The sequence below is a fragment of the Streptomyces sp. LUP30 genome, assembly GCF_001746365.1.
Taxonomy (GTDB): Bacteria; Actinomycetota; Actinomycetes; order Streptomycetales; family Streptomycetaceae; genus Streptomyces.
In genome coordinates, this window is sequence record NZ_MJAJ01000047.1 from 34,638 (window position 1) to 61,533 (window position 26,896).

26 protein-coding genes and 1 pseudogene are annotated in these 26,896 nt (G+C 70.7%); 14 read left to right on the forward strand and 13 right to left on the reverse strand.

The genetic code is table 11. The annotated features are described in order from the left end of the window. Positions 1-245 precede the first annotated feature (245 nt). On the reverse strand, positions 246-1,382 hold the full coding sequence (locus BG482_RS30610; protein ID WP_069772427.1) for an NAD(P)/FAD-dependent oxidoreductase: 1,137 nt from the start codon (positions 1,380-1,382) through the stop codon (positions 246-248). Between the two features lie 108 nt (positions 1,383-1,490). On the opposite strand from BG482_RS30610, the gene BG482_RS30615 reads away from it, so the two are divergent. Continuing rightward, a complete protein-coding gene (locus BG482_RS30615) occupies positions 1,491-2,177 on the forward strand; it encodes a TetR/AcrR family transcriptional regulator (RefSeq protein ID WP_069772428.1) in 687 nt (228 codons plus the stop codon). A 101-nt stretch (positions 2,178-2,278) separates the two neighbouring features. Here BG482_RS30615 and BG482_RS30620 read toward each other — a convergent pair whose 3' ends face one another. Further along, positions 2,279-2,749 carry an ATP-binding protein gene (locus BG482_RS30620; protein ID WP_069772429.1) on the reverse strand — a complete coding sequence of 157 codons (471 nt, stop codon included), beginning with the start codon at positions 2,747-2,749 and terminating at the stop codon, positions 2,279-2,281. Positions 2,750-3,065: 316 nt separating this feature from the next. Between BG482_RS30620 and BG482_RS30625 the strand changes: the two genes are divergently transcribed. Continuing rightward, entirely contained in the window at positions 3,066-3,521 is a 456-nt protein-coding gene (locus tag BG482_RS30625; RefSeq protein WP_069772430.1) for a DoxX family protein, read from the forward strand. A 162-nt stretch (positions 3,522-3,683) separates the two neighbouring features. Here the strand turns inward: BG482_RS30625 and BG482_RS30630 are convergent, their stop codons facing one another. Then, a complete protein-coding gene (locus BG482_RS30630; RefSeq protein WP_069772431.1) occupies positions 3,684-4,889 on the reverse strand; it encodes a PAS domain S-box protein in 1,206 nt (401 codons plus the stop codon). A gap of 381 nt (positions 4,890-5,270) precedes the next feature. Here BG482_RS30630 and BG482_RS30635 point away from each other — a divergent pair, with 381 nt between their 5' ends. The 3 genes from BG482_RS30635 to BG482_RS30645 are packed head-to-tail and all read left to right on the forward strand — an operon-like array spanning position 5,271 to position 10,113. After that, positions 5,271-6,644 carry an acetyl-CoA carboxylase biotin carboxylase subunit family protein gene (locus tag BG482_RS30635; protein ID WP_069772432.1) on the forward strand — a complete coding sequence of 458 codons (1,374 nt, stop codon included), beginning with the start codon at positions 5,271-5,273 and terminating at the stop codon, positions 6,642-6,644. Continuing rightward, entirely contained in the window at positions 6,641-8,650 is a 2,010-nt protein-coding gene (locus tag BG482_RS30640; RefSeq protein ID WP_069772433.1) for a PEP/pyruvate-binding domain-containing protein, read from the forward strand. Before BG482_RS30635 ends, BG482_RS30640 begins: the two co-directional genes overlap by 4 nt. Further along, positions 8,647-10,113, forward strand: a complete 1,467-nt coding sequence (locus tag BG482_RS30645; protein ID WP_256096530.1) for an MFS transporter — start codon at positions 8,647-8,649, stop codon at positions 10,111-10,113. The genes BG482_RS30640 and BG482_RS30645 overlap by 4 nt, the downstream gene beginning before the upstream one ends. Before the next feature lie 198 nt (positions 10,114-10,311). On the opposite strand, the gene BG482_RS30650 is transcribed toward BG482_RS30645, so the two are convergent. From BG482_RS30650 to BG482_RS30675, 6 genes and pseudogenes are all read right to left on the reverse strand, one after another. Continuing rightward, entirely contained in the window at positions 10,312-10,962 is a 651-nt protein-coding gene (locus BG482_RS30650) for a hypothetical protein (RefSeq protein WP_069772456.1), read from the reverse strand. Positions 10,963-11,147: 185 nt separating this feature from the next. Beyond that, positions 11,148-11,467, reverse strand: a pseudogene (locus BG482_RS30655) (transposase family protein); the annotation flags it as partial. A gap of 969 nt (positions 11,468-12,436) precedes the next feature. Further along, the gene (locus tag BG482_RS41670) at positions 12,437-12,808 is read right to left on the reverse strand and encodes a hypothetical protein (protein ID WP_079142354.1); all 372 of its coding nucleotides are present in this window, start codon (positions 12,806-12,808) and stop codon (positions 12,437-12,439) included. A 204-nt stretch (positions 12,809-13,012) separates the two neighbouring features. Then, complete coding sequence (locus tag BG482_RS30665; protein ID WP_079142364.1) at positions 13,013-13,384, reverse strand: ANTAR domain-containing protein; 372 nt, start codon at positions 13,382-13,384, stop codon at positions 13,013-13,015. A gap of 871 nt (positions 13,385-14,255) precedes the next feature. Continuing rightward, complete coding sequence (locus BG482_RS30670; RefSeq protein WP_069772435.1) at positions 14,256-15,173, reverse strand: aldo/keto reductase; 918 nt, start codon at positions 15,171-15,173, stop codon at positions 14,256-14,258. A 2-nt stretch (positions 15,174-15,175) separates the two neighbouring features. Next, on the reverse strand, positions 15,176-16,126 hold the full coding sequence (locus tag BG482_RS30675) for an NAD-dependent epimerase/dehydratase family protein (RefSeq protein WP_069772436.1): 951 nt from the start codon (positions 16,124-16,126) through the stop codon (positions 15,176-15,178). Positions 16,127-16,196: 70 nt separating this feature from the next. Between BG482_RS30675 and BG482_RS30680 the strand changes: the two genes are divergently transcribed. Both BG482_RS30680 and BG482_RS30685 read left to right on the forward strand, forming a co-directional pair. Beyond that, a complete protein-coding gene (locus BG482_RS30680) occupies positions 16,197-17,105 on the forward strand; it encodes a LysR family transcriptional regulator (RefSeq protein WP_069772437.1) in 909 nt (302 codons plus the stop codon). 246 nt (positions 17,106-17,351) lie between these two features. Continuing rightward, positions 17,352-17,960, forward strand: a complete 609-nt coding sequence (locus tag BG482_RS30685) for a dihydrofolate reductase family protein (RefSeq protein ID WP_069772438.1) — start codon at positions 17,352-17,354, stop codon at positions 17,958-17,960. Positions 17,961-18,052: 92 nt separating this feature from the next. On the opposite strand, the gene BG482_RS30690 is transcribed toward BG482_RS30685, so the two are convergent. The 3 genes from BG482_RS30690 to BG482_RS30700 form a co-directional block, all read right to left on the reverse strand. After that, on the reverse strand, positions 18,053-18,733 hold the full coding sequence (locus tag BG482_RS30690; RefSeq protein WP_069772439.1) for a response regulator transcription factor: 681 nt from the start codon (positions 18,731-18,733) through the stop codon (positions 18,053-18,055). Beyond that, positions 18,730-19,965, reverse strand: a complete 1,236-nt coding sequence (locus BG482_RS30695; RefSeq protein WP_176741507.1) for a sensor histidine kinase — start codon at positions 19,963-19,965, stop codon at positions 18,730-18,732. Before BG482_RS30695 ends, BG482_RS30690 begins: the two co-directional genes overlap by 4 nt. Positions 19,966-20,154: 189 nt before the next feature. Further along, on the reverse strand, positions 20,155-20,532 hold the full coding sequence (locus tag BG482_RS30700) for a hypothetical protein (RefSeq protein WP_069772440.1): 378 nt from the start codon (positions 20,530-20,532) through the stop codon (positions 20,155-20,157). A gap of 417 nt (positions 20,533-20,949) precedes the next feature. On the opposite strand from BG482_RS30700, the gene BG482_RS30705 reads away from it, so the two are divergent. From BG482_RS30705 to BG482_RS30720, 3 genes are all read left to right on the forward strand, one after another. After that, the gene (locus BG482_RS30705; protein WP_069772460.1) at positions 20,950-21,321 is read left to right on the forward strand and encodes a phage holin family protein; all 372 of its coding nucleotides are present in this window, start codon (positions 20,950-20,952) and stop codon (positions 21,319-21,321) included. Further along, the gene (locus tag BG482_RS30710) at positions 21,318-21,797 is read left to right on the forward strand and encodes a DUF3618 domain-containing protein (RefSeq protein ID WP_069772441.1); all 480 of its coding nucleotides are present in this window, start codon (positions 21,318-21,320) and stop codon (positions 21,795-21,797) included. The genes BG482_RS30705 and BG482_RS30710 overlap by 4 nt, the downstream gene beginning before the upstream one ends. 360 nt (positions 21,798-22,157) lie before the next feature. Then, complete coding sequence (locus tag BG482_RS30720) at positions 22,158-22,811, forward strand: class I SAM-dependent methyltransferase (protein WP_069772443.1); 654 nt, start codon at positions 22,158-22,160, stop codon at positions 22,809-22,811. A gap of 93 nt (positions 22,812-22,904) precedes the next feature. Here BG482_RS30720 and BG482_RS30725 read toward each other — a convergent pair whose 3' ends face one another. Continuing rightward, entirely contained in the window at positions 22,905-23,762 is an 858-nt protein-coding gene (locus tag BG482_RS30725; RefSeq protein ID WP_069772444.1) for an MBL fold metallo-hydrolase, read from the reverse strand. 406 nt (positions 23,763-24,168) lie between these two features. Between BG482_RS30725 and BG482_RS30730 the strand changes: the two genes are divergently transcribed. The 4 genes from BG482_RS30730 to BG482_RS30740 all read left to right on the forward strand — a co-directional run bounded on the left by BG482_RS30730 (position 24,169) and on the right by BG482_RS30740 (position 26,876). After that, positions 24,169-25,407: an Ig-like domain-containing protein gene (locus BG482_RS30730; protein WP_176741508.1), complete on the forward strand. Its 1,239-nt coding sequence runs from the start codon at positions 24,169-24,171 to the stop codon at positions 25,405-25,407. A gap of 2 nt (positions 25,408-25,409) precedes the next feature. After that, a complete protein-coding gene (locus BG482_RS44210; protein ID WP_176741509.1) occupies positions 25,410-25,553 on the forward strand; it encodes a hypothetical protein in 144 nt (47 codons plus the stop codon). Between the two features lie 117 nt (positions 25,554-25,670). Next, on the forward strand, positions 25,671-25,871 hold the full coding sequence (locus tag BG482_RS43520) for a hypothetical protein (RefSeq protein WP_370745920.1): 201 nt from the start codon (positions 25,671-25,673) through the stop codon (positions 25,869-25,871). 192 nt (positions 25,872-26,063) lie between these two features. Further along, a complete protein-coding gene (locus BG482_RS30740; protein WP_069772447.1) occupies positions 26,064-26,876 on the forward strand; it encodes a class I SAM-dependent methyltransferase in 813 nt (270 codons plus the stop codon). The last annotated feature ends 20 nt before the right edge of the window (positions 26,877-26,896 follow it).

Sequence of the window (26,896 nt, forward strand, 5' to 3'; positions counted from 1 at the left end):
CACGGGGGCATACGGGTGGCGGGCGTCGCCGAGCGAGGCGTCCCACGGGGGAGGCGTCGTGACCTGTTCGCTGAAGACGTCGGTAGAGCGGTCCGCGCGGACGGAGAAGCCGTCGGCCGATTCGGAACGCGTCCTGGGGGTGGCGCAGCCGCTCGGCCATGAGGTCGACCTGATGGTGTTCGGCCGCTACGGCTCCCCGCCCGTCTTCAGCCCCTGCCGCTGCGCCCGGAGAGGAGAGTCACGCCTCATGGCGTGCCCCCGGGGGCGCCGGTCATCAGGGCGACCACGCTGTGCGGCGCATGGTCGTCGATCATGAGCCCGTAGAAGCCGTCGTCGTCCGCTTCCACATCGGCAACGCGGGAGAACATGGCCTGTTCGTGCGCGGCGAGGGCGGCCTCCGCATCTCCGGGGTGCGCGGCGAGGGCCCGGCCGAGTTGTGCGCCGTCCTGCATGGCCAGGTTGGCGCCTTCGCCGTTCGGTGCGCGGAGGTGGGCGGCGTCGCCGAGCAGGGTCACCCCCCGTACGCGGTCCCAGCGGTGTCCGGCCGGCAGGGTGAAGATGGGGCGCAGGGCCGGCGGGGTGTCGCTGTCGGTGATCAGGGCGGTGAGTTCGGGCGCCCAGCCGTCGAATTCCCCCGCCAACCGCGCGGTGAGGGCGGTGGCATCGGTGCTGTCCAGGTCGGCGAACCACTCCTGGGGCTTCTTCAGCTGCGCGTAGGTGTGCAGGGTCCCGCCGCTCTCCCGGTGGGCCAGCAGACCTCTGCCCGGTGCGACCGCGAACAGTGATCCGGCTCCGACCGCCTCTGCGGAAGCGGCGTGGCGCGTCCCTGCGTCGAAGAGGAACGTCTCCACGCTGCAGACGCCGAAATACTGCGGAGTGGCCTTCGAGAGCAGCGGCCGTACACGCGAGAAGGCGCCGTCGGCGCCGATGAGCAGGTCCGCGACCGCGGTGGTGTCGTCGGCGAATGCCACCTGGCGGCGGCCGTCGGCGAGGGCCTGCACGGCGGTGACCTTGTGGCCCCAGCGGACGGTTCCGGCGGGCAGGGAGTCGAGCAGTGTCTGCCGCAGTGCGCCGCGCGGTACCTCCGGGCGTTCGCCGGTTCCGGTATCGGGCAGATCGAGCAGCACGTTCCCGGCCCGGTCCATGACCCGGTACGCCTCGCGGCCCGGCAGGACCAGTCTGCGGAACTCCTCGATCAGGCCGGCTGCTTCCAGAGCGGCCTGCCCGCTGTGTGGGTGAAGGTCGAGCAGGCCGCCCTGGCGGCGGGCATCCGGCGCGGGCTCCGCCTCGTAGACCGTGGCGCGGATGCCGTGCACGTGCAGTACGCGGGCCAGCGTCAGGCCGCCCAGGCCTGCTCCGATGATCGTGACAGATGTCGTCATGGATTCCTCCCCAGCCCCTTACGGGGGCGCGGCACCCTTGTTGGATCGCCGCTCCAATCACGCTAACACGGAGTTGGAGCGACGCTCCATCCGTGCGATGCTGGAGCCATGGTGAAGAGAACGGCGAAGGGATCTGCGCGGGCCCCACGGCGGACGGACAGCCTGTCGAGGGAGCTGATCATCCAGACCGCGATCGAGATCCTGGACAGTGGCGGCGAAAAGGCGTTGACGCTGCGCGCCCTCACCGTGCGCCTGAGCACCGGGTACGGGGCGATCTACCACCACGTCGCGGACAAGAGCGACCTGCTCGCCACGGCCACCGACGACGTCATCACCGGCCTGCTCTCCGGCGCGGTCGCCGACGCTGACCCCCGCACCGCTCTGCGCGACCTCGCGCTCGGCCTGTTCGATGCGATCGACGCCCACCCCTGGGTCGGGGCCGAACTCTCCCGCCAACCGTGGCGGCCCACACTGCTGGATTTCTACGAGAGCATCGGCCGGCTGCTGGACGCCCTCGCCGTTCCGGAAGAGGTGCGCTTCGACGCGGCCGGCGCACTCGTGAACTATGTCCTCGGCGTCGCCGCGCAGAACGCCGCGAACGCACGGCTGCACGCAGGCGGCGACACGGATCGGGAGAGCTTCCTGGAAAATGCTGCCGCGGAATGGGCACAGATCGATCCCGACCGCTACCCGTTCGTGCACGCGGCAGCGACTCGACTGGGCGAGCACGACGACCGCGAACAGTTCCTCGTCGGAGTCGACATCTTCCTTGCCGGTATCTCAGCCCTCCGTTAGCAGGCCACAACGCCGGCCATCCTCACGGCGCCGGCCACGGGAAGAGCGCTGCGCGGGCCGCCCGGCAGCGTGCCGTCCCTGACCCCGGGTGGCGCGGTCGGTCACAGACTCCTAGCGGCGTCGGACAGGGCAAGGCGAGCCGTGATGCGCTTGCCGACCGGCTCCTGCTCGATGACCAGGGCCTCGCTGACGGCCTCGACGATCTCCAGGCCGTGCTGCCCCACCCGGGAGGGATCGGTAGCCAGGGCGACGGGGACGACGGGGACGCTGTCCCACACGACGACGTCCACGGCGTGGGCGTTGATGCCGAGTTCCACCAGAACCGGGCCGGGGGCGTACTTGCAGGCGTTGGTGACCAGCTCGCTGATGACCAGCTGGGCCAGGTCCCTGACGCGGGCGGGCACGGACAGGGGGTAGTCGGTCTCGGCCTGGTCGAGGAAGGCGAGGGCCTGCCGGCGGGCGTCGGCGATACAGCCGTCGTCAACGCCGAGGGCGTAGCCGGCGCGCACCAGGTGCTCATCGGGCACGGCACCGAGGCCACTCGCGTGCGATCCACCTGGCGCCGCCCTCATTCTGCATTCACGAGTGCGCACCTACCCGCCATCGCCCCGTGCATGCCCGGCGCATGCTGTCCGGCGCAGTCGACCCGGGGTACGCGGCCCGAGCGGGCGGGGCAGAATCCTTGCCCGCAGGCCCTGCGGGTACGCCTGCCCCTCACCGGAACGGCAGGACCGCGCGACGCACGACGTGCGGGAGGGCGGGCACCGGTGGTAGATCGAGCGCAGATGGTTTCCGCTGAAGGACCGATGAGTTCTGTGGCGACGTCCGGTCCATCCCTGTGACTGCAGCACGTACCGCTCATCACCCCGCGCAGCACAGGAGAACCAGATGTCCGAGACCACCGCCCCCATCACCTCCGCGGCTTCCGCCCCTGCCCCTGCCCCCGCCTCCGCCGCCCGCGGCCGCCGGGCCCGGATCGCCCTGCGGACCGTGCAGGTGCTGCTGGCCCTCTTCTACGGCATCGCCAGCGCCCTGCCCAAGCTGATCGCGAACCCCTACGCAGTCGACTCCTTCGAACGGATCGGCTGGGGCAGCACCGGCATGTACATCATCGGCGCGCTCGAACTCGCCGGTGGTGTGGCCCTTTTGATCCCGGTGCTGCAGTCGGTGGCCGCGGGCGCGCTGAGCGCGCTGATGGTCGGCGCGTTCGTCGTCCAACTGACCTTCTTCGACGGTGAGAACGCGGCGACCCCGCTGATCCTCATCGTGCCGCTCGTCCTGATCGCGTGGGTGCGCCGGGACTCCAACAGGGACCTGCTGAACCTGGTACGCCGACGGGTGTGAGCCCCCCTCCCCACGGGAAAGGTGGCGTCCGGCCGGGCCGGACGCCACCTTCGCGTGCCCGGCTCAGGGTCAGTCCGGACTGGCTGACGGCGTCCCGCGACCGCGACGGACGCATCAGCCCGATGGCGCAAGCGCCCCCTCGCGTGTTCCCGCCCGCGGAGGTCACGCCGTGCTGAGGGGATGGGCGGCCGTGGCCGAGCGTGGGGGCCAGGCGTGGGGGGCGAGTATGCCGAGGACATAGGCGCGGGCCACGAGGGCCGGACGGGTCGCGGCGCCCAGCAGGTGCCGCAGGCGGCTGAGGTGGTAATCGAGCGTCTGCCGCGACAGTTTCAGCGAGGCGGCTATGTCGCTGTTGCTGCTGCCCTGCGCCAGCAGCGACAGGATGCGGATCTGCGCCGCGGTCAGCGGCGGATGCGCCTCGTGGGCGAGGCTCTGATGGGTGATCACCGCCCAGACGTGTCGTGCCCGGCTGGCGGAATGGCCGATAGTCGTCAGGTGCAGCTCCGCCCGCCGCTGCAGTCCCTGGGTGTCGACGAGCACGGCGGTGGTCTCGACACGTCGGGTGCGGCGGGCTATCAGACTGTTCCAGCGGCGGTGCAACCGGTCGAGATCGGGCCCCGGTTCGGGGGCCAGCAGCGTGTGGGCTCGGCGGCCCACGAGGTCGGTCAGGCCCAGATGGAAGAGTTCGGCGGCCGCCACGCTCGCCTCGATCACCCGCCCGTTCGCCGACAACAGGGCGCAGGGCAGCCCGCTGTGGTCGCGCAGGGCGCTGAGGTTCTCCTCGGCCTCCTGGCGCTGCTCCGTGGCCCGCAGGTGATCGGTGATGTCCACGTAGATGCCGGCGATGCACGTACGGGACTGTTCCCGCACCGGGAAACGGTGGCCTACCGCGCGGCCCGTGGTGCCGTCTTGACGCACGTAGCGGAGGGTGTGCCGGACGGGCGTGCCCCGCGTGAGTATCTGCTGGTCCAGGGCCCGGAACCGGTCGGCGTCGGCCGGGGCGTCGAAGTCCTCGATGTATCTGCCGACCAGTTGCTGCGGCACGGTCCCGTAGAGGTGCGCGTAGGCGTGGTTGGCCCACAGGTAGCGCCCTTCGCGGTCCCGGATGAAGGCGGCCGCCGGAGCGAGGTCCACGAGGTCCGCGAAGGCGGAGTAGCCGCGGGGCACCGCGATCCCTGCTCCTCGCTGCCGCTGGTCCGGGACACGCTGTGGGCCGCGCGGGTCGGCGGGGCCGTCGGCGTCGTCCGGCTCACCTGTCCGCAAGGGCCCGTGGACGTCCCCCTCCCCCGCCGCCTGCCACGTCTCGTCGACTTCCCTCGAGAACGCGGGAAGGTTCTCGAGCAGTGCCCTGAGGCTTGGGTCGCCCACAACGGTCTCCGTCCGTATACGACTGGCTGACGCACAGTCACATGACGTTGGATATCCCGCCGGGTACAGCACAAGCTCCATTCCCGGCCGAGTTGCGGGAAGCGGACGGTGGCCCCCTGCCGCCCTACCGCTCCGGTCGGGCTCCGGTCGGGCTCCGGAGACGAACGTCCGCGGATCGTCCGTGAATCGCCCGCGGGACTCAGGCATTTGCCTGAGTCGCGAGCGCTCTCTGCCGCGATACGGGCGGTTACAGCCTGGTCCCCTGGAATGAGGGAGCGGATACGCCGGACGCTGTGGCCCGCACACGATCCCCGGCCCCGTCACCGCACCGCCGGTGTCGAGGACGGCCCCTGCCGATCAAGTGAATGGAGACGAGTTTCTGTGAGCACGGTGCTGTTGGTGCATGCCAAGGGTGGTCCGCCGCTCGGCCATGTCCTGTCCCGGACGGCTGCGAGGGCGGACGTGCACCTGCTGGCGCTCAGCGCTCTTCCCTCCGCCGTCGCGGGTTCCGCCGCGAGACTGTGCGCCTCGGTCACGACGCCCGACGACGCGGCCCGCTCCGACCTGGTCTCCCTGATCGTCTCGCATGCCCGGGAGGTGGGCGCGGACGCCGTGATCACCTTCTCCGAGTACGCGGTCGTCGCGGTCGCCGAGGCCTGCGAGAGGCTCGCTCTGCCGGGTCCGGGCGCGGCCGCCGCACTCGCGCGCGACAAGCGCCTGATGCGCAGCACCTGGCAGCGCAGCGGCCTGCCGCAGCCCGCGTTCCGCCCCGTCGCCACGGAGGCCGACCTGCAGGCGGCGGTGAACTCCCTGTCCTGCCCGCTGCTGCTGAAGGCGGCCTGGAGCGCGGGATCCACGGCCCACCAGATCATCGCCTCCCCCGGCGAGGCGTCCGCCGCCTGGTCCCGCTCGCGCCAGGTCATGCTGGAATCCGCCCAGTTGGGATACGCGGAGCTGCATGTCGCCGAGGCGGGAGCCGACTTCGTGGTCGAGGAGATCGTCAGCGGCACGGCGGTGGACTGGTTCGAGGAGCCCGGCTGGGGCGACTACCTCAGCGTCGAGGGCGTCGTGGCGGACGGTGTCTTCCACCCCGTCTGTCTCAGCGGCCGGATGCCCACCATCGAGCCCTTCACCGAACGCGCCGGCATCACCCCCGCCCTGCTCTCGCCGGACGCGCAGGACCGCGTCGTGGACCTGGCGCGCCGCGCCGTCGACGCGCTGGGCCTGCGCGACTGCGGGACGCACACGGAGATCAAGCTCGGCCCCGACGGCCGCATGTGGCTCATCGAGACCGCCGCCCGCTTCGGCGGCGCGATGACGGTGCCGCAGATCGAGGAGGTCTTCGAACTGGACCTGGTGGGCATGCTCGTCGACCACCTCCTGGGACGCCCGGTCGCCTGGCCGGAGCAGGCTCTGACGCCGGCGCAGGCCCGGGGCGCGGCGGGCTCCCTCGTCGTCCTCGCGGTCGACGGCCGCGGCGAGGCCTGGCAGGACCGCCGGGTCTGGGACTTCCCCGTGGTCGCGTCGGACGTGCCGCTGAGCCCGGACAGCGAGCTGTCGGTGGTCGCGGAGAGTTCCCTGCCCGACGGCAGTGTCGTGCCGGTCTACGAGCCCGCCGCGGGCGCCAACACCATGGCGGCCCTGTGCCTGCTCTCCGCCGCCGACCCGCGGACGGTGCTGCGGGACTTCGAGACCCTGGTGGACGCCCTGCCCCGGGTGCTGCCCACCGCGCAGTCCGAGGAGGTCCCCGCATGAGCGCCCACCTGGCCACCGGGGCCGCCGAGCCCGCCGCGGACCGCACGGTCGTCGGCGAGAACCTGTCCCTGCCGCTCTTCCGGACGCTGTCGGGAGTCCTGGCGGGTCATCCCTACCTGAAGGTCGTCGTCGACCGCGCGGAGAACACCTGGCACCTGCTAGACACCGGAGCGCACCCCTTCCACGTCAACTACGTCGCCACCCGGGTCCTGGGGATGGACTTGGCGGCGCTGGACGCGGAGCTGGACGCGTTCAACGCCTCCGTCTACACCGATCCCGAGCGTCGGTTCCTGCTCGGCGTGCTGTCCCTGCACACCGAGCAGGAGGAGGGCAGGGAGCGGCCGTTCCTCGTCCTGGAGACGACCGAGGCCGACACCATGCACGGCGAACTGCTCGTCTTCTTCTACGAGTTCGTCCGGGCGCGGGTCGACAGCAGGCTGCCGCTGCTGCTCAAGCCCGCCAACCACGGGCAGGAGGAGGAGCTGTCGGCGATCAGCGAACAGCGTGTGCCCCGCATCCTGAGTCACGAGCTGTTCGGATCCCGGGAGCGCACACCGCTGAACCCCGGCGAGGCCATCGGACGGCTGCGCTTCTTCCGCACGGCCGAGGAGTACACGGCGGCGGAGGCCACCAGCTTGGGCTGGGCGGACATCGTGGCGATGCCCTGCCTGCCCGACGACGTCCCGCGCGTCGCCGGCTTCATCAACACCGCGCCGATCACCCCCCTTTCGCACACCAACGTCCTCGCCTCCGGCTGGGGCATCCCCAACGCGATCGTCCGCGATCTGGAGCAACTCGTCGACAAGGACGGCCTCGCCGACGCGTGGGTGCGCTATCGGGTGGACGAGGACGACATATCCCTGCAGCGCCTCGACCGTGAACCAGACCTGCGGGCGCCGGCCTGGCACCAACAGCGCATACGCCTCGAACCACCGCTGCTGGAAGACGCCCCCGTGCTGTCCCTGCACCGGCTGCGCAGCGCCGACCGCGACCGCTACGGCACGAAGGCGGCCAACCTCGGCGAGCTGCATCACGTCCTCGACAGCCGCACGGTGGACCTGACCTCCTACTACGGCCGCCCCCGTCCGCCGCGCGAGGACCTCTACGGCCACCTCGCCGCCCGCCTCGGCCTCAAGACCGCCGACCTCGGGCAACTCCGCGCCCGAGCAGCCGAGTTCGTCGCCGGGGCCGTCGGAGCTCCGGAGGGCGTCGCACTCCCCTTCGCGCTCCAGCAGCGGTTCCTCGCCTCCTCCCCGGCCCTCCAGCAGGGCATCGGCAAGCTGAAGATGGCGCTCGAACTCGACGCCACCGACGTACTGGACTCGCTGTGCCTGCACCTGCAGCACCTGATCCGGCACACCCCTGTCCCCGAGTCGGTCACCCGTCAGATCGACCAGGCCTTCCCCGCAGCGGCGGCCTCGCGCGGACGGCTGGTGGTGCGCTCCTCATCCAACGCCGAGGACCTCCCCGGATTCTCCGCGGCGGGCGTGTACGACTCCGTCACCACCGTCCACGGCACAGGTGAACTCCTCGACGCCGTGCGCCAGGTGTGGGCCTCCCTCGTGTCGCCCCGCAGCGTGCGGCTGCGCCACCAGGTCGGCATCTCCCTGGACGACACCTACATGGGTGTGATCATCCAGGAGTACGTGCCCGCCTCCCTGGGCGGCGTCCTCGTGACCTGCAACCCGACCCGCCGTGAGGACTTCCGCAACGTCTACCTCAACTGTTCCCCGGGCTCGCCCGAGCAGGTGGTCGACGGGACGGTACTGCCGCAGCAGTACCTGTACAACACCGTGGAGGGCGGCGGCCGTACCGTCGCGCTGGGCTCGTGGGGCCAGGGGCTGTCCACCGCCGTCCGCGCCCGGCTCGCCGACCTGTCCCTGACCGGACGGCTCCTTCAGTCCCACTTCAGCGGAAGCGACGTCGACCAGCCCCTCGACATCGAGTGGCTGATGACCGAGCAGGGCGATTTCCGGCTGGTCCAGATCCGCCCCTACTCGCTGTGAGGGCGCGTCCTGCCCGGCCGCGTCGAGGCACCGGAGGAGCCACGGGCCTGACCGACACCGCCCGTCGGATCATCAGGCTCAACAACGGCTTCCAGCTGCTGTTCAACCTCCTGTGGTGGATGCCGGTGTTCTATGCCTACCAGAAGGCGGCCGGCCTCTCGGACGGGCAGATCTTCGGCATCCAGAGCATCTACTACGTGGCCTTCTGCCTTCTGGAGATCCCGACCGGGTTGATCGCCGACCGGATCGGCACCCGCAACTGCCTGCGGGCCGGCGCGGTGGTGATGACGGCCGCGAACCTGGCCCCGGTGGTCAGCGCCTCCTACACCGGGTTCCTCCTCCACTTCCTTGCCATCGCCGCCGGCCGGTCGCTCACCTCGGGCGCGGCGAGCGCCTACCTGTACGACGGGCTGCGCGCGGAACGGTGCGACGAGCACTATCTGCGGGCCGAGGGCACCGCGCGAGCTCTGGGGCTCGCGGCGAAGGTGGTGTGCTGGCCCCTGGTCGGGCCGCTGATGGCGCTCGCGCACCCGGCCCCGTACGTGCTCAGCGCCGCGAGCGCGGCAGGCTCCCTCGTCTGTGCCGTGCTGCTGCCCCGGCTCGCCGGACCGAAAGCCGGAGCGGACACGGACCGGGGTGACGGCGGGCGTCGGGGCGGCGCCTTCCTGCGGGACGCGGGAACCGCGCTGCGCTGCGTCGCCTCCTCGCCGTGGCTGGCCCTGGTGATGATGCAGGGCGTGGCGATCTTCACGCTCTCGCGCATCTGCCAGGTCAACCTCTTCCAGCCGATCCTGCTGGACCACGGCATCGGCGAAGCCTCGCACGGTGGAGTGCTGGCCGCGATGACCGTGGCGGAGGCGGTGGCGTCCGCGCGGCCCCAATGGCTCAGCCGCAGACTGCCACCGGTCGCCTGGGTGTCCGTCCTCAGTCTCGCGCTGGCGGGCACCCTGGCGGCCATGACCCTCGGCGGGCCATGGGTCGTCGTCCTGCTGCTCTGCCTGTTCGCCGCCGCCACCGGGTTCGCGTTCCCCGTCCAGCGCAAACTGGTCAACGACGCGGTCCCCGCGCACGCACCGAGGGCCACCCTGCTGTCGGTCGAGAGCATCGTGGACCGCGCGGTGTGCGCCCTGGCCGCGATCGCCGCGGGCGCGTACCTGTCGGCCGGGCATCTGGACGCTCTGCTGTGGCACAGCGCGCTGGCCACGGCGGTGCTGCTCGGGGTCTTCCAACTGCTGCTGCGCAGCGGGGTCGCCCGCGGGGACCGCGACGGGAATCGGGGGGTGCGGCCGCAGCCGGCCGGCCGCGGGGAAGCCGGCACCGGCAGCGGCGGCAACGCGCTGACGGAGGCGGGCGACGGTGCAACCGACCTGGCGGACGCAGGGGAAGCGAGTGAAGCGGGGAATCCCGGCCGCAAGGAGGCCCTCGAAGCGGATCACGCCCCGCGGAGGCCACGAACGACCTGACGGCCCGACGACCGGACCCTTCGGACCCACCGGGCCACCGGGAGATCGGCCCGCGACCACCGCCGAAACGGGACCCGTGGCGCAGGCGCAGCACCGTCGTCGGTACGCCGCCCTGGATCAGGAGCCTACGACGACGGGCGGCCCCGGCCCGGTCTGTGGCTGTGGCTGGCTGTGGCTGTGGCTGTGGCTGTGGCGTGTTCAAACGAGGCGACGGCCGAGGAGTTCGACCAGTCCCGCCGGCAGGAACGCGGGCCGCCGCGGCAGACCGACCTGATACGACACGAAGCCCAACGAGGAGGCCACGGACACCTCCTGGGCCGTCTCCGCCTGGTAGACGACTCGGCAGCCGGCCGAGTCCTCCTTGGCGCGCTGCCACAGGACCGGGGACGGCTTGCGTTCGGCCTCGGTGCGCGGCGTACGGATCCGGTCGCCGAAGTCCGCCCAGGCGAAGGCCGTCGGGCCCCGCCACGTCGCGTCGACCTCCGTCCGAAGCCGGGCGGCGCGCTCGGCGTCGGTCGCGCCCCAGGAGGGCGGCACATTGGTGATCAGGCCGACCTTGATGTGGCGTTCCCGCAGAGTCCGCAGGTACGAGGCCGCACCGGGCAGGTAGGTGGTGCTGCCGTCGTCGGCGGTGTGCACCAGGGTCTCCCCCAGGTCGAAATACACGACGGGACAGGCCCGTTGGCCATGTGCGGGCGTGGGGAGGGCCATACCCGGGCCCTTTCCGTCCGCCTCGGGCGCGGCGAGTCCGGCGGCCGCGGTCGCCGGCGTGCAGAGGAGCGTCGACACCAGGGCCGCGCTCAGGGCGCGGCCCACACGGGCCGAACTGTTGGAGGCGGATCCGTTCATGTGCACCGTCATCCCTTCCCTGTCATAGGCATGACACGCTAACGCTCCTGTGGTCCACCAGGGGGCCGAGCCCACTACTGGCCTGATCCCGCCCCTGGTCCGGGGCCGGGCCCACCGGCCCTACTGGCCGCGTGCCGGCAGGTCGGCTGGTCGGCTGGTCGGCTGGTCGGCGAGCGAACAGTTCGTCAAGGTTGTCCGGCGGGGCCGCCGGGGCCCTTCAGACCTGGCATGCGGTTCGGGCTGCATCGGGATCTGCGGAAGATGCGCCAGGACTTCAGGCGTGCGACGCCGCGTTCGACCGGTGCCCGTGCCGCCGCCAGGGCCCGGTTGAGGGCCTGCTCGGTGGGGCTGACTTTTGCAGGGGTGTGCGTTTGATCCCCGTGGTCAGCCAGGGGCCACCGCCCTGGTAGACGAGGCCGTGGCGGCGGTGCTGGTGGGAGTAGTAGGCCCGTCCGTCGCCGACCCGGTCGCACTCGGCGAGCGTGCCGTCCAGCAGGACGAAGTCCGCGGGGGCCCCGCTCGTTGCGCTCCGGACCGTCACGTGATCGATGGCCAGCTCGAAGAAGATCATCAACACGGACTATTCCGGGGCTGATTCGGCGTCCTGGCGGGCTCCGTCACAACCGACAGCCCTCTACCGCTAGCGCGATGGGGCAGACCTGAAACCCCGTCGCCGCCGCAGCGATCCGATCAGGCGGGAGGACCGGGATGGGATCCAGCCTGTGAGCGGTGGGCGCGTACTGCCGCTCAGTCGGTGACCGCCCTCCCCGTGTCCAGCGACTCGGCGCTGGCCTCATGTTGGGGTCAACGGGTGACCGGCAGCGCGGGCCATCAGGGGAACAAAACCTGGTGCACCTCGGGACGGTACCGTGAAGTGATCAAGTGCGAGACCCTGGGTGGCTACCAGTACTGGCACTACGGTCCCTGGGTATGGGCGAGCGCGGAGAGCGTCGCATGGTGCAACATCGGCGACAGGATCGACTCGGACTATACGGAGTGGGGGGCGTGAGGCTCCTTCCGAGGACGCCCGGTCGGTACGCATCGACCCACGCCGGCGAGCTCTGGGCGATGCCGAGGCGGCGTCCGAGGTCTCCCGCTTGACTCCGTCGCCGATCAGGCGGGATGGGTCGGACCCGTTGATCGCGGCTGGCTGCGCAGACCGCCCGACGCCGGTTCACCACCCGCCTGTGACCGGGGGCGCTGTCGCCCGGAGCGGTCCTGCGCGAGCGTAACCGCGTTGCCCCCGGCGGCCGTTGGAATGGCGTGACGGAAACCAAAGGACGCGCCGAGGGCACGAGCACGCTTGTCTACCAGTGCCGTCTGCCGCTGTCCCCGCACACCGTCAAGCACCTCGCCGGTCTGCTGCCCGCGCCATCTGAAGGGGATACGGTCGGCCGACGCGGCGGGCCGGTTCGCCCGAGGGGTCAGCACACCGAACCCGACCGCGTGCCTGGAGCCCAGCTGCGCCGACGGCTCAGTGGCCTGCGATCCAGCGCCGGACGGCCTCGTTGACGGTGTCGTCGAGGGCGCTCAACGCTTCGACGGCGTGCAGATCTCCCGCCTCGGGCGCGACTCCCGCTCGGATGAGTGCCGCGTGCAGATCCAGGCGTCGCCGGTCGGCCGGAGCCATCGCCAAGGGGAGCCGCCGGCCCGGGTCAGGGGCGGGCCACAATGGCTCTTCCTCGGCTGCTCGCGCCTGAGGCGGCACCCGCCAGTCCTCGTCCCCCCACTGCTCTCCGGACTCCGCCCCGTCCAGAGCCGTCTGCGCGTCGTAACCGCAGCGGTAGGGGTCCATGATCAGCTCGGGCGCCGTCACGGCGGTCGGTGAGTACTGCCACTTCTGCATACAACCTCCAGCATTCGGCGTTCGCTCGGTGTCCAGGAGGCTGTCTGTCCGGTCGGCAGTTGCAGGACGGGCAAGGAACCACCCGAACGCCCCCTAACCCATCTCGTCACACCACCGCACCAGGTGATATCAGGGGTCCCGAGCGGCGTCGCGTCGCGGCCCGCGTCCACGCTCTCATCACCCGGCACACGACCCTCACACCCACTACCGCTCACTTGAGTGGCTCTGATCGGGTGGACTCGCGGGGTCGTCCCGACGAGCGTGGCGCTGCACGGTCGCGTCCAGCTTCCGGCTCATCTGCTCCGGCAGAGGCTGACGGCCCAGCGCCCAGCCGATCACCGATTCGGCGACCGTGAGCAGTTTGACGTTGGTGTGCTGGGACACCTCCCGCAGCACCTCGAACCCGGCGTCCGGCGGGATGCGATGAACCGCGATGAGGACGCCGATGGCCTGGTCGACAACCGCGTGGGAGTCGACAGCCCGCCGGAGCTGTGCGTTCTCCTGCTCCAGGCAGGCCGCCGAAGGCGTCCCCGGGCCGTCGGGCAGGTCCATCTGTGCGCGAGAGGACGTCGTCATGACCGGGTCTCCATGCCGGGCGAGGTCTGCTGTCTCCAGTACGCCTGCCCCGCACGGGAACGGCAAGACATCCCGGCGCATGACGAAGATCACCGGCGTGGGGGAAAGGCGCTTCGTCGTCCATGGTCGACGAAGAGCCCGCGAGGCTGTTGTCCCAACCCCTCCCCCGCCGAGTCTCCCTCACAGCCCCGCTCACACCCGGTCCGTTCCGGTGGGGCGGACGGTGCCGGCCGGGAAGCCGGGTCCGGGCGTCATCCTGGCCGAACGCCCTTGCCCGCCGAGCACCGGGCTCTCGACAGTCGCCTGCGACGAGGCGGCCACTCAACGCCCTGACGTGGCCCTCAAGGCGTCCAGTCCACGAGCATCACCCGATCGGCCCCCGCCCAGGCGGCGTAAGCCACTCGGGCGGGGTCTCCTGGGAGGAGAAAGGCATCCCCCAAGGAGGCCAACATGTACGAGATGTGCCCTGGGCCCGACAAGCCCGGAACCGCCATCGTGTGGCACGTCATCGCGAAACAGGCGGCCTTCGCCCTGTGCGGGCAACGGCTAGCCGATCGAACGGAAGGCGCGCAGGTCGAGCAGGCACGTCACTGCCTCACGTGCATGGACTCCTTCGCCCAGCTCGTCGTGTCCGAGCCACATCGATCGCCCGCTCCGTGACCCTCCGTCAGCGGCCCCCACGAGTTGAGCAGCCATGGCGGACTCCGACGCCGCTGCCCGGGTCCGCCTGACCGCACCCCCTCAGAGTGCGATGCCCCTCTCCTCGGCCGGCGTCGGCAGGAGGCGGTCCTGGAATGCCTGGTCATGATCGAAGTCCCCCCGGCAGGAGCGGAGTACCGCAGCGAGGAGCAGTCCCCCGCCCGGTCATCCGTCAGTCGGCGGGAAGCAACGGCGTGCCGGCCGCCCGGCCAGGGAGTGCGTCGTCCAGCTGCGCCCGCTCCGCTTCGCTCAGTTGCAGCTCGGTCGCCTTGGCGGAGTCCTGGATCGAAGCCGGGCGGCCGGCTCCCGGCACCGGGATCACGGCCGGGGAGCGGGCCAGCAGCCAGGCCAGCGCGATCCGCTGCGGGCTGACGCCATGGTCGGCCGCGATGCGGTGGAAGGCGGTGCCCACGGAAGCCGGTCCGGACGGTCCGTCGAGGGAGCTGCGGGAGATGCCGCCCAGCGGGCTCCAGGGCAGGAAGGCCAGCCCCAGCTGCGTACTCAGCTGCAGCTCGGGCTCGTTGTCGCGCACGGCGGGCGAGTACTGGTTCTGCACGGAGACGAGCGCGTCGCCGAGGATCGCATGCGCCTCGCGGATCTGGCCGGTGGTGACGTTGGAGATCCCGGCGGCACGGATCGTTCCGGCGTCGAGCAACTCGCGCAGCGCCCCCACGGATTCTGCCCAGGGCACGGCCGGGTCCGGCTTGTGCAACTGGTACAGGCCGATGGCGTCGACTCCCAGACGTTTCCGGGAGTCCTCGGCGGCGCGCTTGAGGTGTGCGGGAGTGGCGGTGACGGTCCAACTGCCGTCGCCGGGGCGTCCACGACCGCCCTTGGTGGCGACGAGGATCCGGGAGGTGTCGCCACCGTAGGAGGCCAGGGCTCGAGCGATGAGGAGTTCGTTGTGTCCTCGCTCGTCGGCGTGCCAGTGGTAGCTGTCAGCGGTGTCGATGAGCGTGACCCCGGCGTCCAGGGCGGCGTGGATGGTGGCAATGGCCCGCTGTTCGTCCGGGCGGTGCTCGATGGACAGCGGCATGGCGCCCAGGCCGACGGCGCTGACGGTGGTGTCTCCGATCGGGCGGTACTGCATGGTCAGTGTGTTCCTCTGGCGTGGGTGTCGGATGCGTCGAGGGCTTCGGCGACGGCACGGGGAAGCCAGTCGCCGGTGTGGGAGAAGCAGAAGCCGAGGGCCTTCGCGCGGGCGTTGCTCATGGCGTAATGACGGTCGAAGGAGAACGGCGAGGCCGTCTCGCCCGCGGCGACGCTCCGGTACACGGCCTTCCGGCCGGTCTGCGCCGCGATCACGGCACCGAGCTCGCGAACGTCGAGCGGGCCGTCGGAGCAGGCGTTGACCGGGCCGGTGGCGTCGGTGCCCGTGGCCGCCCACAGCAGCAGGTCCGCCAGCTCCTCGTAGTGGATGAAGACCGTGGGCAGCGCCTCGGCGTGCACCAGGATCTCGGTCCCCCGGGTGATGTGCGCGATGTAGTGCGCGAGTCGGCCGGTGAAGTCCCGGGCACCGCCACCGAGCACGTGGGCGCTGCGCACGCAGGCGAAGTCGAAGCCGTGATGCCGGGCGAGGACGGCTTCTGCCTGGCGCTTGCCCTCGGCGTAGTGGGCCTCCAGGTACGCCGCGTCGTGCCAGGGCAGGTCGATGCGCACCAGCCACGTGGCGGGATCCACGATCTCCTCCGGCACCGGAGCGCCGTGCGGGAGGGCAGGCAATCCGGCGGTTGCCGGATCGTAGACCTCGATGGTGGAGGTCATGACGTAGCGCCGGGTGCGGCCGTTGAAGGCCCGTGCGGCGATGGCGGCCTGCACGGGGGTGTAGCAGACCTGGTCGACGACCACGTCGAAGGTGCGGGTGCCGAGCGCGGCGACCAGGGCGGCCTCGTCGTCGCGGTCGACGACGAGCTGTTCGACACCGGCCGGTGGCGGGGTCGAGCCGCGGTTGATCACCGTGACCTGATGGCCGGCGGTCCGCAGGCGCTTCACCAGGTGCTTGCCGAAGTACCGGCTTCCGCCGATCACGCAGATCCTTTGCATGCGCCCATCCTGAGCGCCTACGGTCATCAGTAGAAGTGCCTGCTTACTGGATACGTCTTAAGGAAAACTGTTGATCGACGTGCAGCGGCTGCGTGTCCTGCGGTCCGTGGCGGAACACGGCAGCTTCAACCAGGCGGCGGCCGCCCTCCGCCTCACCCCCTCGGCCGTGTCCCAGCACGTCGCTGCCCTGGAGCGCAGCCTCGGCGCCCAGGTCGTGGCCCGCAGCACCCGGGGCGTCACCCTCACCGCGGCCGGCCGGATCATGGTCGGGGCCGCCGAGTCGGTCGCCGCGGAGCTCGAGCACGCCAAGCAGCAGGTCGACCGGCTGGGCAGCGGTCGCACCCAGCTCACCATCGCCACCTTCACCAGCGGCGGCCGCCTTCTCCTGCCCGGCGCACTCGCCCACCTCACGGCGGCCCATCCCGACACCGTGGTCCACGTCAGGGAGGCCGAGCCGGAAGACGCTCTGCCGCTGGTCCGCCAGGGCTCGGTGGACCTCGCGCTCGCCTACCGCTTCGACGGCCCGCTGCCCGGTCAGCCGGGCCGAAGGTCCAGTCTGGCGTGGACGGCACTCATGGACGACCCCCTGCACGTCGTCCTGCCCGATGCGCATCCCCTGGCCGGCCGCGAAGCGCTCGACATCGCCGAACTGGCCGCCGAGCCCTGGGTGCTCGGCTGCCTGAAGAGCGAGACCTATCTGCGCCGCTACGCCGAACGCGCCGGATTCGACCCGGAGGTGCGCGGCACGACGACCGACTACTTCTTCGCCCGATCGCTCGTCGCTGCGGGCCTGGGGATCTCGCTGATCCCCTCCATCGCGCAGACCCCGCGGATGGCCGGCCTGCGCACGGTCCCGGTCGCTCCGCCGACCCCGACGCGTCACATCGGCGTTGCCACGATCCGCCGCCGCAACCACCCCCAGGTCAGCACACTGATACGGGCTCTCCAAGGGCAGGCGGCGGCGCTGGGCGACGGCTGACCGGGTCGGGAATGCGGGCGCGGCGGGGCGCTCGAGGAACACGGCGCCGAGCGGTCACGGCCGCTGACGCTGGAGTGTCCGCCCGGCCGGTGACCGTTCGAACCGTTCCGTATCCCCCCGGTCCGGGACGGGGCGATGAGTTCCGGGTCCGCGAGCGGTCGGTCATCACAAGCAACGAGTCGAGATGAAGCAGCCCGAAGAGTCACTCGGCCCGTCCACACCCCGTCACGACAGGAGGGCCCGATCGTGTCCCGTTCCGTGCTCTACATGTCCATGTCCCTCGACGGCTTCATCGCCGGTCCCGACGACCGCCCCGGCAACGGCCTCGGAACCGGCGGCGAGCCGCTGCACGCGTGGCTGTTCGACGGCGATCACGAGGTCCGCGGCGGGGTCGGCGTGCCGGTCGTCCGAACCGCCGCGGCGAGCCTTCCGGTGGTCCACGAGATGTTGGCCACCGGCGCGGTGCTGACGGGACGGCGTACGTTCGACGCGGCCGGGGGCTGGGGCGGCGACCATCACGAGGGAGTCCCCATCGAGGTGTTCACCCGCTCCGAGCCTGACGACGATGCTGTCCGGGGCCCCCACGTCCACTACGCCACCGACGGCATCGAGGCGGCCATGGCGCGGGCCAAGAAGGCCGCCGGTGAGCGCAACGTGCTGGTCCACGGGGCGACGACGGCGCAGCTGGCGCTGCGGGCAGGAGTGCTGGACGAGCTTGCGATCCATCAGGTACCCGTACTGCTCGGCGGCGGCCGGCCGCTCTTCGGCGCGCTGGGCTCGCCCCGCCCCCTCGAACTCGTCTCCGTCGTCGACGCCCCGGGGGTCACGCACCTGCGATACCGCGTGGTCGGCTGAGCACGCCTGCCGCCGTCCAGAGATCGGGTCACCTGCGCGCAGGGACGCCGCCGCCCGCGTCCGTTCCTCGGCGCTCACCGGCACGTGGCCCGTCAGCCGGGGAGACCTGCCGGTCCCGGTCTCACCAACCCGGTCTCGTAGGCCAGCACCACCGCCTGCGCGCGGCTGCCGAGGTCGAGCTTGGACATGGTGCGGTTCAGATGCGTCTTGACGGTCGCCTCGCTGATGTACAGACGGTCGGCGATGTCCGTGTTCGACAACCCCTGCGCGATCAGCCGGAGCACCTCCATCTCGCGTGCCGTGAGGACCGCCAGATCGGCCGGCGGCTCCACGGCCCGGTCACGGGGGGCGAGAGCCGCGATCAGCCTCCTGGTCACGCTCGGCGCGAAGAGTGTGTCGCCGCCCGCGACCGCTGCCACGGCGGCGAGCAGCCGCTCGGGGCCGGCGTCCTTCAGCAAGAAGCCGGACGCTCCCGCGCGCAGGGCGGCGTACACGTATTCATCGAGGTCGAAAGTGGTCAGGACCAGGATCCTGGGCGGCGGCCCCGCGCCGTCCGCCCCGGCCAGGATCCGTTCGGTGGCGGTGATGCCGCTCATGTCCGGCATGCGGATGTCCATGAGGACGACGTCAGGGCTCGTCTGCGCCGCCAGCTCGACGGCCTCCGCGCCGTCGGCGGCCTCACCGACGACTTCGACGCCGGGCGCCGCGCGCAACAACCCCACGAGTCCGGCCCGGATCAGGAACTGGTCGTCGACGACAAGCACCCTCGTCATGTGCGTGTCTCGTCCCCCTGAGGCGCGGCCGACGCCGAGGTGGGCAGCGTCAGCCGGACGCCGAAGCCCCCCTCGGGCCGGGGGCCGATGTCCACCGCCCCGCCGTACAGCCTTGCGCGCTCACGCATGCCGATCAAGCCGTGTCCCGCGCCCGGGACAATTCTGTCCGGATCCGTAGGCTGTTTCGCGCCGCCGTCGTCCGTGACGGTCACCGACAGCTGCCGCGTTCCGTAGGCGACCACGACGACCGCCCGCGCCGTACGCGCGTGCTTGAGTACGTTGGTCAGGGCCTCCTGAACCACTCGGTACGCGCACAACTCCACGCCCGGTGCAAGCGGGCGTGGCCGCCCGGTGACGGTCAGCTCCACCGGCACACCAGCGGCCCGGATGCGTCCGGCCATCTCGTCGAGCCGACCGAGGCCGGGCACGGAGTCGTACGAAGCCAGACTCCGGCCGTCGCCGTTGTCGTCAGTGCGCAGGACGGCCAGCATGCGGCGCAGCTCCTCCAGCCCCTCCCGGCTGGTGTCGCTGATCGTGCGCAACGCGTCCTGTGCGGCGCCGGGGTCGGAGCGGAAAACATATCCGGCCATCCCGGCCTGCACGGAGATCACCGACATGTGGTGGGCCACCACGTCATGCAGCTCTCGCGCAATGCGGCCCTGCTCCTCGGCGACCGCTCGCCGTGCACGTTCCGCCTGCTCGCGGCGGAGTTGGTCGGTCAGCAGGGCCAGTTGGTCACCCCGGTCGGCGGACACCTGGGCCGCGTGACCGAACCGGCACATGACCAGAGGGAACACCACCGCCTGCACGGTCACCGTGGACATGGAACTCGCCTGGGCGCTCAGCCCCGCATAAATCCACACCCCTCCTGTCAGGGCGGCGCAACCCACCGCCGTGCGCAGTGAGCGCGCGGCGGCCACGGTGTAGAGCGCCAGCATCGGCGCGAGGCAGTTCACCACCGGCCAGTAGCCGGCGGACACGTAAACGGTCCACGCCGTGCATACGACCAGGCAGACGGCGACGGGGGCCCGGCGGCGGGCGGCGACGGGCAGGTTGACCAGTGCGGTCAGCGCGTAGCCGGTGGAGTCGAGCGGTTCCCAGCCGGGCGGCAGGACCCGCTCGCGCCCGAGCAGCATGCTCGCCGCTGTGAAAGACAGCGCCAAGCCCACGTCCACCAGCCCTCTGTTCCGCAGCACGCGGGCAGAGTAGACCCGCTCGGCGGGCTCAGGCATCAACCGAACGTTGCCATACGGAAGTTGTACGCAACCGGGCCGGTACGGCGGTGCCGGCTCTACCCGGATTCCGGCAACGGAAGCGAGCCGAACGCGCTGGTGCACGGCAACGCGTTCGGGACGCCGTCCCGCCCCCGGAGGCTGATGACGCCGAGATCACTCCGGACCCCGGGTCGAAGTAGCGATCGGTCAGGAGTAGCTCAGGTACACGTATGCGTCGCGGGTCCCACCCTCGCTCCAGTTGATGTCCACGCTGCCGGAACTGCCGGGAAGCCCGGAGGCGCACTTCGTCTTGTAGCGGTAGGCGCCGTTGTCGAAGTTGACTTCGACCTTCACGCAGCCGGGGTAGCCGTTGTTGTGCAGCTTGCCGGTGACACGGACGCCCCAGCCGTAGTGGCACTCGATGTAGTCGAACGACCCCTGCCGAAGGCTGATGCCGTGGGTGGCGCAAGGGTTGGCGGCGGTAGCGACGGTCGTGGCCGCGGCGGCCTCGGACGCCACCGGGCCGGCCATCACGAGAGCCGCGGCAGCCACTGCCGCCGGCGCGAAGCGTTTGATGAGTCTCATGGAATCGCCCTTCAGTCGTCCCACACAAGCAGGAGGAGTCGGAGGTGGTTCAACGCGTGTTCGCTGTTGATGGGGGAGAGCCTCACAGAATGCTTTCGAACACGCGTACAGCCGACGATTGATGTCCCTGGTAAACCTGTGCGGTATCTCCCCCCGTCGTCCATCCAGAGCGGTAGAGAGAACCTGACGGTGGCAAGGCCACACCCCACATCAGACGGGGCGACGACACCGTCCTGATGCCCACCAGCGATGGCGACGAAGGCGGGCCGATCCGACGACCTCTGTGCTGCCTACTTCTTCCGTTCGGGGTACTCGCCCGCTCGTCGGACGGCCGGGTGCGTACGCAGCGCGGCCTGCGGTGACTACACAGGGACAGGAGGGTCCGCGGTGTCGAGCACACAGTCGCACCAGGAGCCGGTGGGCGAACTGGTGCAGCGGGCCTCGCAGCAGCTGACCGAGCTGGTGCGAAGCGAACTGAGGTTGGCTCAGGCCGAGATGAAGGAGAAGGGCAAGCGCTACGGCAAGGGCGGCGGCCTGTTCGGCGGCGCCGGCGTCGTCGGCTTCCTGATGCTGCAGGCGCTGGTCATCACAGCGATCGCGGCCCTGGCGGTGCCCCTGCCGGTGTGGGCGGCGGCGCTGATCGTCACCGCGGTGCTGGGTGTGATCGCCGCGGTGATGGCCATGAGTGGAAGGAAGCAGGTGGAGCAAGCCGCGCCACCCGCGCCCGAGCAGACGATCGAGAACGTCAAGGCCGACGTGGCCGAGATCAAGGAGAGTGCCCAGCGATGACCCAGCCGCCTCACGACGAGCCCACCGCTTCCAGCCCCGACGAGCTGCGTGAGCAGGTCGAACAGACCCGCGAAGAGCTCGGTCGGACGGTCGAGGCGCTCGCGGCCAAGACCGACGTCAAGGCACGCGCCCAGGAGAAGGCCGCCGAGATCAAGGAGCAGGCCGCGGCGAAGGCCGATGAGCTAAAGGACCAGGCCACGGCCAGGGCCGGCGAGCTGAGGACGAAGGCCGCGGAACTGGCGCACCAGGCACAGGACAGGCTGCCCGACCCGGTCAAGGACACGGCCGCCCAGGTCGCAGGACAGGCCCGCGCGAGGGCGGCCCAGGCCGGACAGATGTGGGAGAAGAAGGCGCCCGAGCCCGTCCGCCAGAAGACGGCTCAAGGTGCACAGCTGGCGCTGGACAACCGCAAACTGCTGCTGGCGACCGCCGCAGCGGCCGCAGTCGTGTGGCTGGCCTGCCGCCGGAAGGGGTGACCCGGCGAAGACATCACGGCTCGTCCAGCGGGCGGCCGCGCCGAGGGACGGGAGGACCGGTTCGACATGCACATGCGACATGCACACCGGTCCTCCGGTCTCCCGGGGAATCTCATGGCCATGCTCATGAGGTCATGCCGGTTGCCCAGCGCTGACCGCGCGCGCTATCACTCCGGCACCGGGAGGTACTTCGCCCCCCGCTTGACGTTCACCGCGCTCGCGTTCGGGTCCATGGGCCGGCGCTCAGCCCGGAAACGATCACCGGAGTGGTGACGGCCGGTGCCCACGACGGTGGATGTCGCGCGGATCGACTCAACGTCGTCACCCGGCCTGTCAGTTCTCTGGTCTAGGGTCGCCCGCATGACCGAGCCCTCCTATCTGACGGCCGTCCGCGAGTCGTACGACACGGTCGCCACCGACTACGTCGAACGCATCCCGCCTCCCGCCGCAATGGACCCCCTGTCACGCGCGATGCTGGCGGCGTTCGCCGAACTCGTGCGGACGTCCGGCCCGGGCCCGGTCGCGGACCTGGGATGCGGCCCCGGACGCGTGACGGCGCACCTGGCCGGACTGGGAGTGCCCGCCTTCGGCGTCGATCTGTCACCGAAGATGATCGCGCTGGCCCGGCACGCCTATCCGAACCTGCGGTTCACCGTGGGCTCGATGACCGCGCTGGAGACGAGGGACGCCGAACTCGGCGGCATCCTGGCCTGGTATTCCACCCATCACACACCCCCGCGGTGGCTCCCGGCGGTGTTCGCCGAGTTCCATCGCACGCTCGCACCCGGCGGCTGCCTGCTCTGGGGAGACTATGTCGGCGACGAACGGCTGCAGCCGACCCGGGGCTACGGCCATCCGGTGTCCTACGAGTCGTATCTCCTGCCGCTGGACCGCCTGGTCGGCCTGCTGGAGCGGGCCGGACTCGTCGTCACCGCGAGGCTGGAGCAGGAGCCCGGCGGACGGGCGAACAGACCGCACGCCTGCCTGCTGGCCCGCAAGCCGGGAAAGCCCTGACGGGACTGCCCCTGCGGCGGGGCCGCTCATGTCTGATCGCCGACGGCACGGCGCGGCGGTCGGGCCACGGGGCCGAGTTCGCGCCGACGCCGGTCAGCTGAACGGGGTGATCGTCTCGTAGGGCCTCTGGAAACGCACAGGGATGCCGGACTCGGCGCTTTTGCGGTCGAGCAGTTCCCTGGTCTTGGCGAAGTCGTCCAGGACCCGTGGCATGGGACGCGGCTTCTTGTCGAGCGACCGTCCGAAGTGATCCCAGTGCACGGGGATGATGAGACCGGGGCGGATGGCCTCGACGGTGTGGCGCCAGTAGTCGTTCTGGAACCGCGCGGACTGTGCCCCCAGGGCACCGACGCCGAGGTAGAGCAGATCGACATCCAGGCCGTCGAACTTGTCCGGGACGAAGTTGGCACTCGGGTGGACCAGCATCGTGCCGGTCGGGTGCTCGAAGAGGAACGAATAGCAGCCGCCGGTGCGGTACGCACTTGCCTTCACGGGCGGTACGAGCGGCTCGTCGATCCTGCCGGGATATCTGTCGCCCGGACTGTGCACCCCTTCCAGGACCCGCACCGTGAAGTTCCCGAAGACGTACGTGTCACCGTCGCTGATACGCCTCATCGACTCGTCGCCCAGACCGGTTCCCCGACCGACGTTCACCGTCGATTCCGATCCGTGCAGGACGCCGCCGACGCGCTTGACGACCTCGGGAGAGTCCATGACGTGGTCGTGGTGGGAATGGGCCACGAACAGTGCGTCGAGATGCTCGACACCACCTCGGGACAAGGCGTCGGAGATGCGTCCGGGGTCGGGTGCGATGGGCCGCCCGAGAGCGATGCGCAGCAGGGACGGCCTGGTGAAGAAGCCGTCGACGAGGATCCCGGTCACTCCGTCGGTGACGTGTATCGAGGACGTTCCGAAGAAGGTTGACCGAACGGACGCTGCATCGACGGGCATCGGCCGATGCTACATCCGCGAGACCGGTCGGAGATCTCCGCCGACCTCGGCTCTGCGCCCTCACTCAGACGACCGCCGTCCTCTGCCCTTCATGGTCTCGCGAGGCGGCTCCGCCCCAGGCGGCCGCCGCCCTGTGGCGCGACCGCCCAAGGGCCGCCTCGCGCTCGCGTCGGGTGGTGACCGGGCAGTCATGGCGTGGTGGCGCCACCTGGTGACCACCCACAGTCGCCGGAGAGGTGCTCCAGGTGGCCGGGCCGGTTTCTGCGGCACCGCACTCGACGATGCGTGCCCTTCACCACAAATTGTCGATTTATGGACAGAGGCCTGCCTATGGTCTCAAGACTGATTGCCCTCTTTCGGCGATCAGCGCAAAGATTCGAAGCCGATGCCATGGGAGAAGCGGTTGATGAGGCTGGGTAAACGACGTACCGGGCTGGTGGCTACGGCCGGCGTACTCGGCGGCGCACTCGCTGTCACGGCCCTCGGCGGCACGAGCAATGCTGCCACCGGCGGCAACGACGCCGGGAACCACTCGTCGTCGCGGGCGCGGGCGCACCAGGCGAGCGCTCAGGAGGCCTCCGACGCCCGTATCGAGATCACTCCCGGGCCGGGCTCCCACGGCGTCGGGATCAACGACCCGGTCGGTGCCACCGTCAGTAACGGCAAGCTCACCAAGGTGACCATGACCGCCGTCGCGACCGGTGCCGAGATCCCGGGCACTCTGTCCGCGGACGGCGCCTCCTGGAAGCCGAACGGCCCGCTGGAACGTGCCACCAAGTACCAGATCACCGCGGAGGCCGCGGACGCCAAGGGCCGTTCCGCCACAGCCGACGCCACGATCACCACCGTGTCCCCGGCCAACGACTTCATCGGGCACCTCTCCCCCGAGGACGGCTCGACCGTCGGCGTGGGCATGCCGGTGACGGTCGACTTCGACCAGGCGGTCAGCGACAAGGCCGCCGTGCAGTCGGAGATCCAGGTCAGTTCCAGCAGCGGCCAGCAGGTCGTCGGTCACTGGTTCAACCGCCACCGCCTGGACTTCCGTCCTGAGACCTACTGGAAGCCCGGCTCCACCGTCACCGTCACGCTCACCAGCCAGGGCATCCAGAAGACGGTCACGTTCACGATCGGCCGGAGCCAGATCAGCACCGTGGACGCGAAGACCAAGCAGCTGACCGTCGTCCGGGACGGCAAGACGATCCGGACGATCCCGATCTCGTCGGGCAGCGCCGAGCACCCGACGTACAACGGTCGGATGGTGATCTCCGAGAAATTCAGCCACACCCACATGAACGGTGCGAGCGTCGGCCTCACGGAGAAGAACGGCAAGCCCTCGTACGACATCAAGGCCGTGCCGCACGCCATGCGTCTGACCGACTCGGGCACGTTCATCCACGGCAACTACTGGGGTGCCGACTCTGTCTTCGGCAAGGTCAACACCAGCCACGGCTGCGTAGGCCTGAGGGATGTCAGGGGCGGCGGCGACGCCAGGCAGCCCGCCGCGTGGTTCTTCGACCACTCGATGATCGGTGACGTCGTGATCGTCAAGAACTCCCAGGACAAAACCATGTTGGCCCCGGGCAACGGACTCAGTGACTGGAACATGCCCTGGAGCGAGTGGGTAGCGGGCAGCGCGACCGGCTGACGATGTCGCCGATCACCCGGCGGACCGTCGTCGATCTTCTGGTCTCGGCGCCCGTCGTCCCGCCGACCGGTTCGGACCTGTCGCACGACTCTGGCCGGCCGAAGCCCTCCGCCGATCCGCAGTTCGATCAGAACCAGTCGAGCTGATGGAGATCCACGGGGCTTGGCCACCGGCACGATGTGGGCCATGACGCACACCTCCCGCCGCATGTTCGAGCTCCTGGAGCCGATCCGCCTGGTCACCGCCGGGTGATGTACGCCGGAATGCGCACGCTTCCGGTGCCGAGCGACCCTGTCGCCCGGCTGTGGCATTCCGCGACCGTGCTGCGCGAGCACCGCGGGGACGGGCATGTCGCCGCTCTCGTCGGCGCACGCGTCAGCGGTACGGAGGCCCACCTGCTCGACGCGCTGGTCGCAGAGCTCGAACCCATCACCGCGACGCTGGTGGCCGCGGGTTCGCAGTGAGTTCGGGCCCGCGGGCGAGCCGCCTCCGCGAAGATCGATGCAGGTGCGCACGACCTCTCGGAGGTCGTGCGCAGCCGGTTCGCGTCCGACGACCGGCCGTGCATGAACCTGGCTCTGCTCATCAGGCTCGTTGGATCGATCATCTAGGCTGGCGTGGTGACTGATGAGCAGGAGCAGGTGCGGCCGTCGGGAGTGTGGGCCACGTCGGTGGGGGTGGCCCGGGTGCGGGCACTGGAGAGTGAGCGGGAGAACGCGCTGTTCCGCGACCCGTTGGCACAGGCCTTCGCCGCCGCCGGCGGCCTGTGGCCCTCCTCGCCGCCGCCCGGTGACGAGGCCGCGCGACGCCGTCGGCTGGGCGTGGCGTTCTCCATCGTCATCAGGACGAAGTTCCTCGACGACCTGTTGCAGCAAGCCTCCGCGTCCGGGATCCGGCAGGTCGTGCTGCTCGGCGCCGGCATGGACAGCCGGGCCTTCCGGATGGACTGGCCCGAGGGCACCCGGCTGTTCGAGGTCGACACGGCCGCGCCACTGGACTTCAAGGCTTCGGTGCTGCGTCAGGAGCGGGCCGTCGCTCGGTGCGAGCGGATCACCGTCGCGGTGGATCTGCGTGAGGACTGGCCGGGCGCGCTGGCCGCCGCGGGCCACGACCCAGCCGTGCCGACCGTGTGGATCGCCGAAGGACTGCTGATCTATCTGCCCCAGGACGCGGTGGAGTTGCTGCTGGCCCGGATCAGCGCGCAGTCGGCGCCGGGCAGTCGGATGGGGCTGACGTTGGGCTCGCGCGGCGTGATCGAGCGCTTCGGCGCGGATGCCGTACCGGGGTCGGCGGCGTCCATGTGGGTATCGGAGATGCCCGACGACCCGGTGGGCTGGCTGGCCGGGCACGGCTGGGAAGCCCACAGCCACACCTTGCGCGAGCGCGCCGCCGCCTACGGCCGTCCGTTCAGCACCGCACCGCAGGGCGAGGAGCAGCCAGGCGGACTGATCTCGGCGGTCCGCCGGTAGAGCGCTTCCCTGTTGCCGGG

Bases quoted from the DNA above. Each gene is read 5' to 3' on its own strand.
- BG482_RS30610 (WP_069772427.1), bottom strand. From the start codon at position 1,382: ATGACGACATCTGTCACGATCATCGGAGCAGGCCTGGGCGGCCTGACG.
- BG482_RS30615 (WP_069772428.1), top strand. From the start codon at position 1,491: ATGGTGAAGAGAACGGCGAAGGGATCTGCGCGGGCCCCACGGCGGACG.
- BG482_RS30620 (WP_069772429.1), bottom strand. From the start codon at position 2,749: ATGAGGGCGGCGCCAGGTGGATCGCACGCGAGTGGCCTCGGTGCCGTG.
- BG482_RS30625 (WP_069772430.1), top strand. From the start codon at position 3,066: ATGTCCGAGACCACCGCCCCCATCACCTCCGCGGCTTCCGCCCCTGCC.
- BG482_RS30640 (WP_069772433.1), top strand. From the start codon at position 6,641: ATGAGCGCCCACCTGGCCACCGGGGCCGCCGAGCCCGCCGCGGACCGC.
- BG482_RS30650 (WP_069772456.1), bottom strand. From the start codon at position 10,962: ATGAACGGATCCGCCTCCAACAGTTCGGCCCGTGTGGGCCGCGCCCTG.
- BG482_RS41670 (WP_079142354.1), bottom strand. From the start codon at position 12,808: ATGCAGAAGTGGCAGTACTCACCGACCGCCGTGACGGCGCCCGAGCTG.
- BG482_RS30665 (WP_079142364.1), bottom strand. From the start codon at position 13,384: ATGACGACGTCCTCTCGCGCACAGATGGACCTGCCCGACGGCCCGGGG.
- BG482_RS30670 (WP_069772435.1), bottom strand. From the start codon at position 15,173: ATGCAGTACCGCCCGATCGGAGACACCACCGTCAGCGCCGTCGGCCTG.
- BG482_RS30675 (WP_069772436.1), bottom strand. From the start codon at position 16,126: ATGCAAAGGATCTGCGTGATCGGCGGAAGCCGGTACTTCGGCAAGCAC.
- BG482_RS30690 (WP_069772439.1), bottom strand. From the start codon at position 18,733: ATGACGAGGGTGCTTGTCGTCGACGACCAGTTCCTGATCCGGGCCGGA.
- BG482_RS30695 (WP_176741507.1), bottom strand. From the start codon at position 19,965: ATGCCTGAGCCCGCCGAGCGGGTCTACTCTGCCCGCGTGCTGCGGAAC.
- BG482_RS30700 (WP_069772440.1), bottom strand. From the start codon at position 20,532: ATGAGACTCATCAAACGCTTCGCGCCGGCGGCAGTGGCTGCCGCGGCT.
- BG482_RS30710 (WP_069772441.1), top strand. From the start codon at position 21,318: ATGACCCAGCCGCCTCACGACGAGCCCACCGCTTCCAGCCCCGACGAG.
- BG482_RS30720 (WP_069772443.1), top strand. From the start codon at position 22,158: ATGACCGAGCCCTCCTATCTGACGGCCGTCCGCGAGTCGTACGACACG.
- BG482_RS30725 (WP_069772444.1), bottom strand. From the start codon at position 23,762: ATGCCCGTCGATGCAGCGTCCGTTCGGTCAACCTTCTTCGGAACGTCC.
- BG482_RS30730 (WP_176741508.1), top strand. From the start codon at position 24,169: ATGAGGCTGGGTAAACGACGTACCGGGCTGGTGGCTACGGCCGGCGTA.
- BG482_RS44210 (WP_176741509.1), top strand. From the start codon at position 25,410: ATGTCGCCGATCACCCGGCGGACCGTCGTCGATCTTCTGGTCTCGGCG.
- BG482_RS43520 (WP_370745920.1), top strand. From the start codon at position 25,671: ATGCGCACGCTTCCGGTGCCGAGCGACCCTGTCGCCCGGCTGTGGCAT.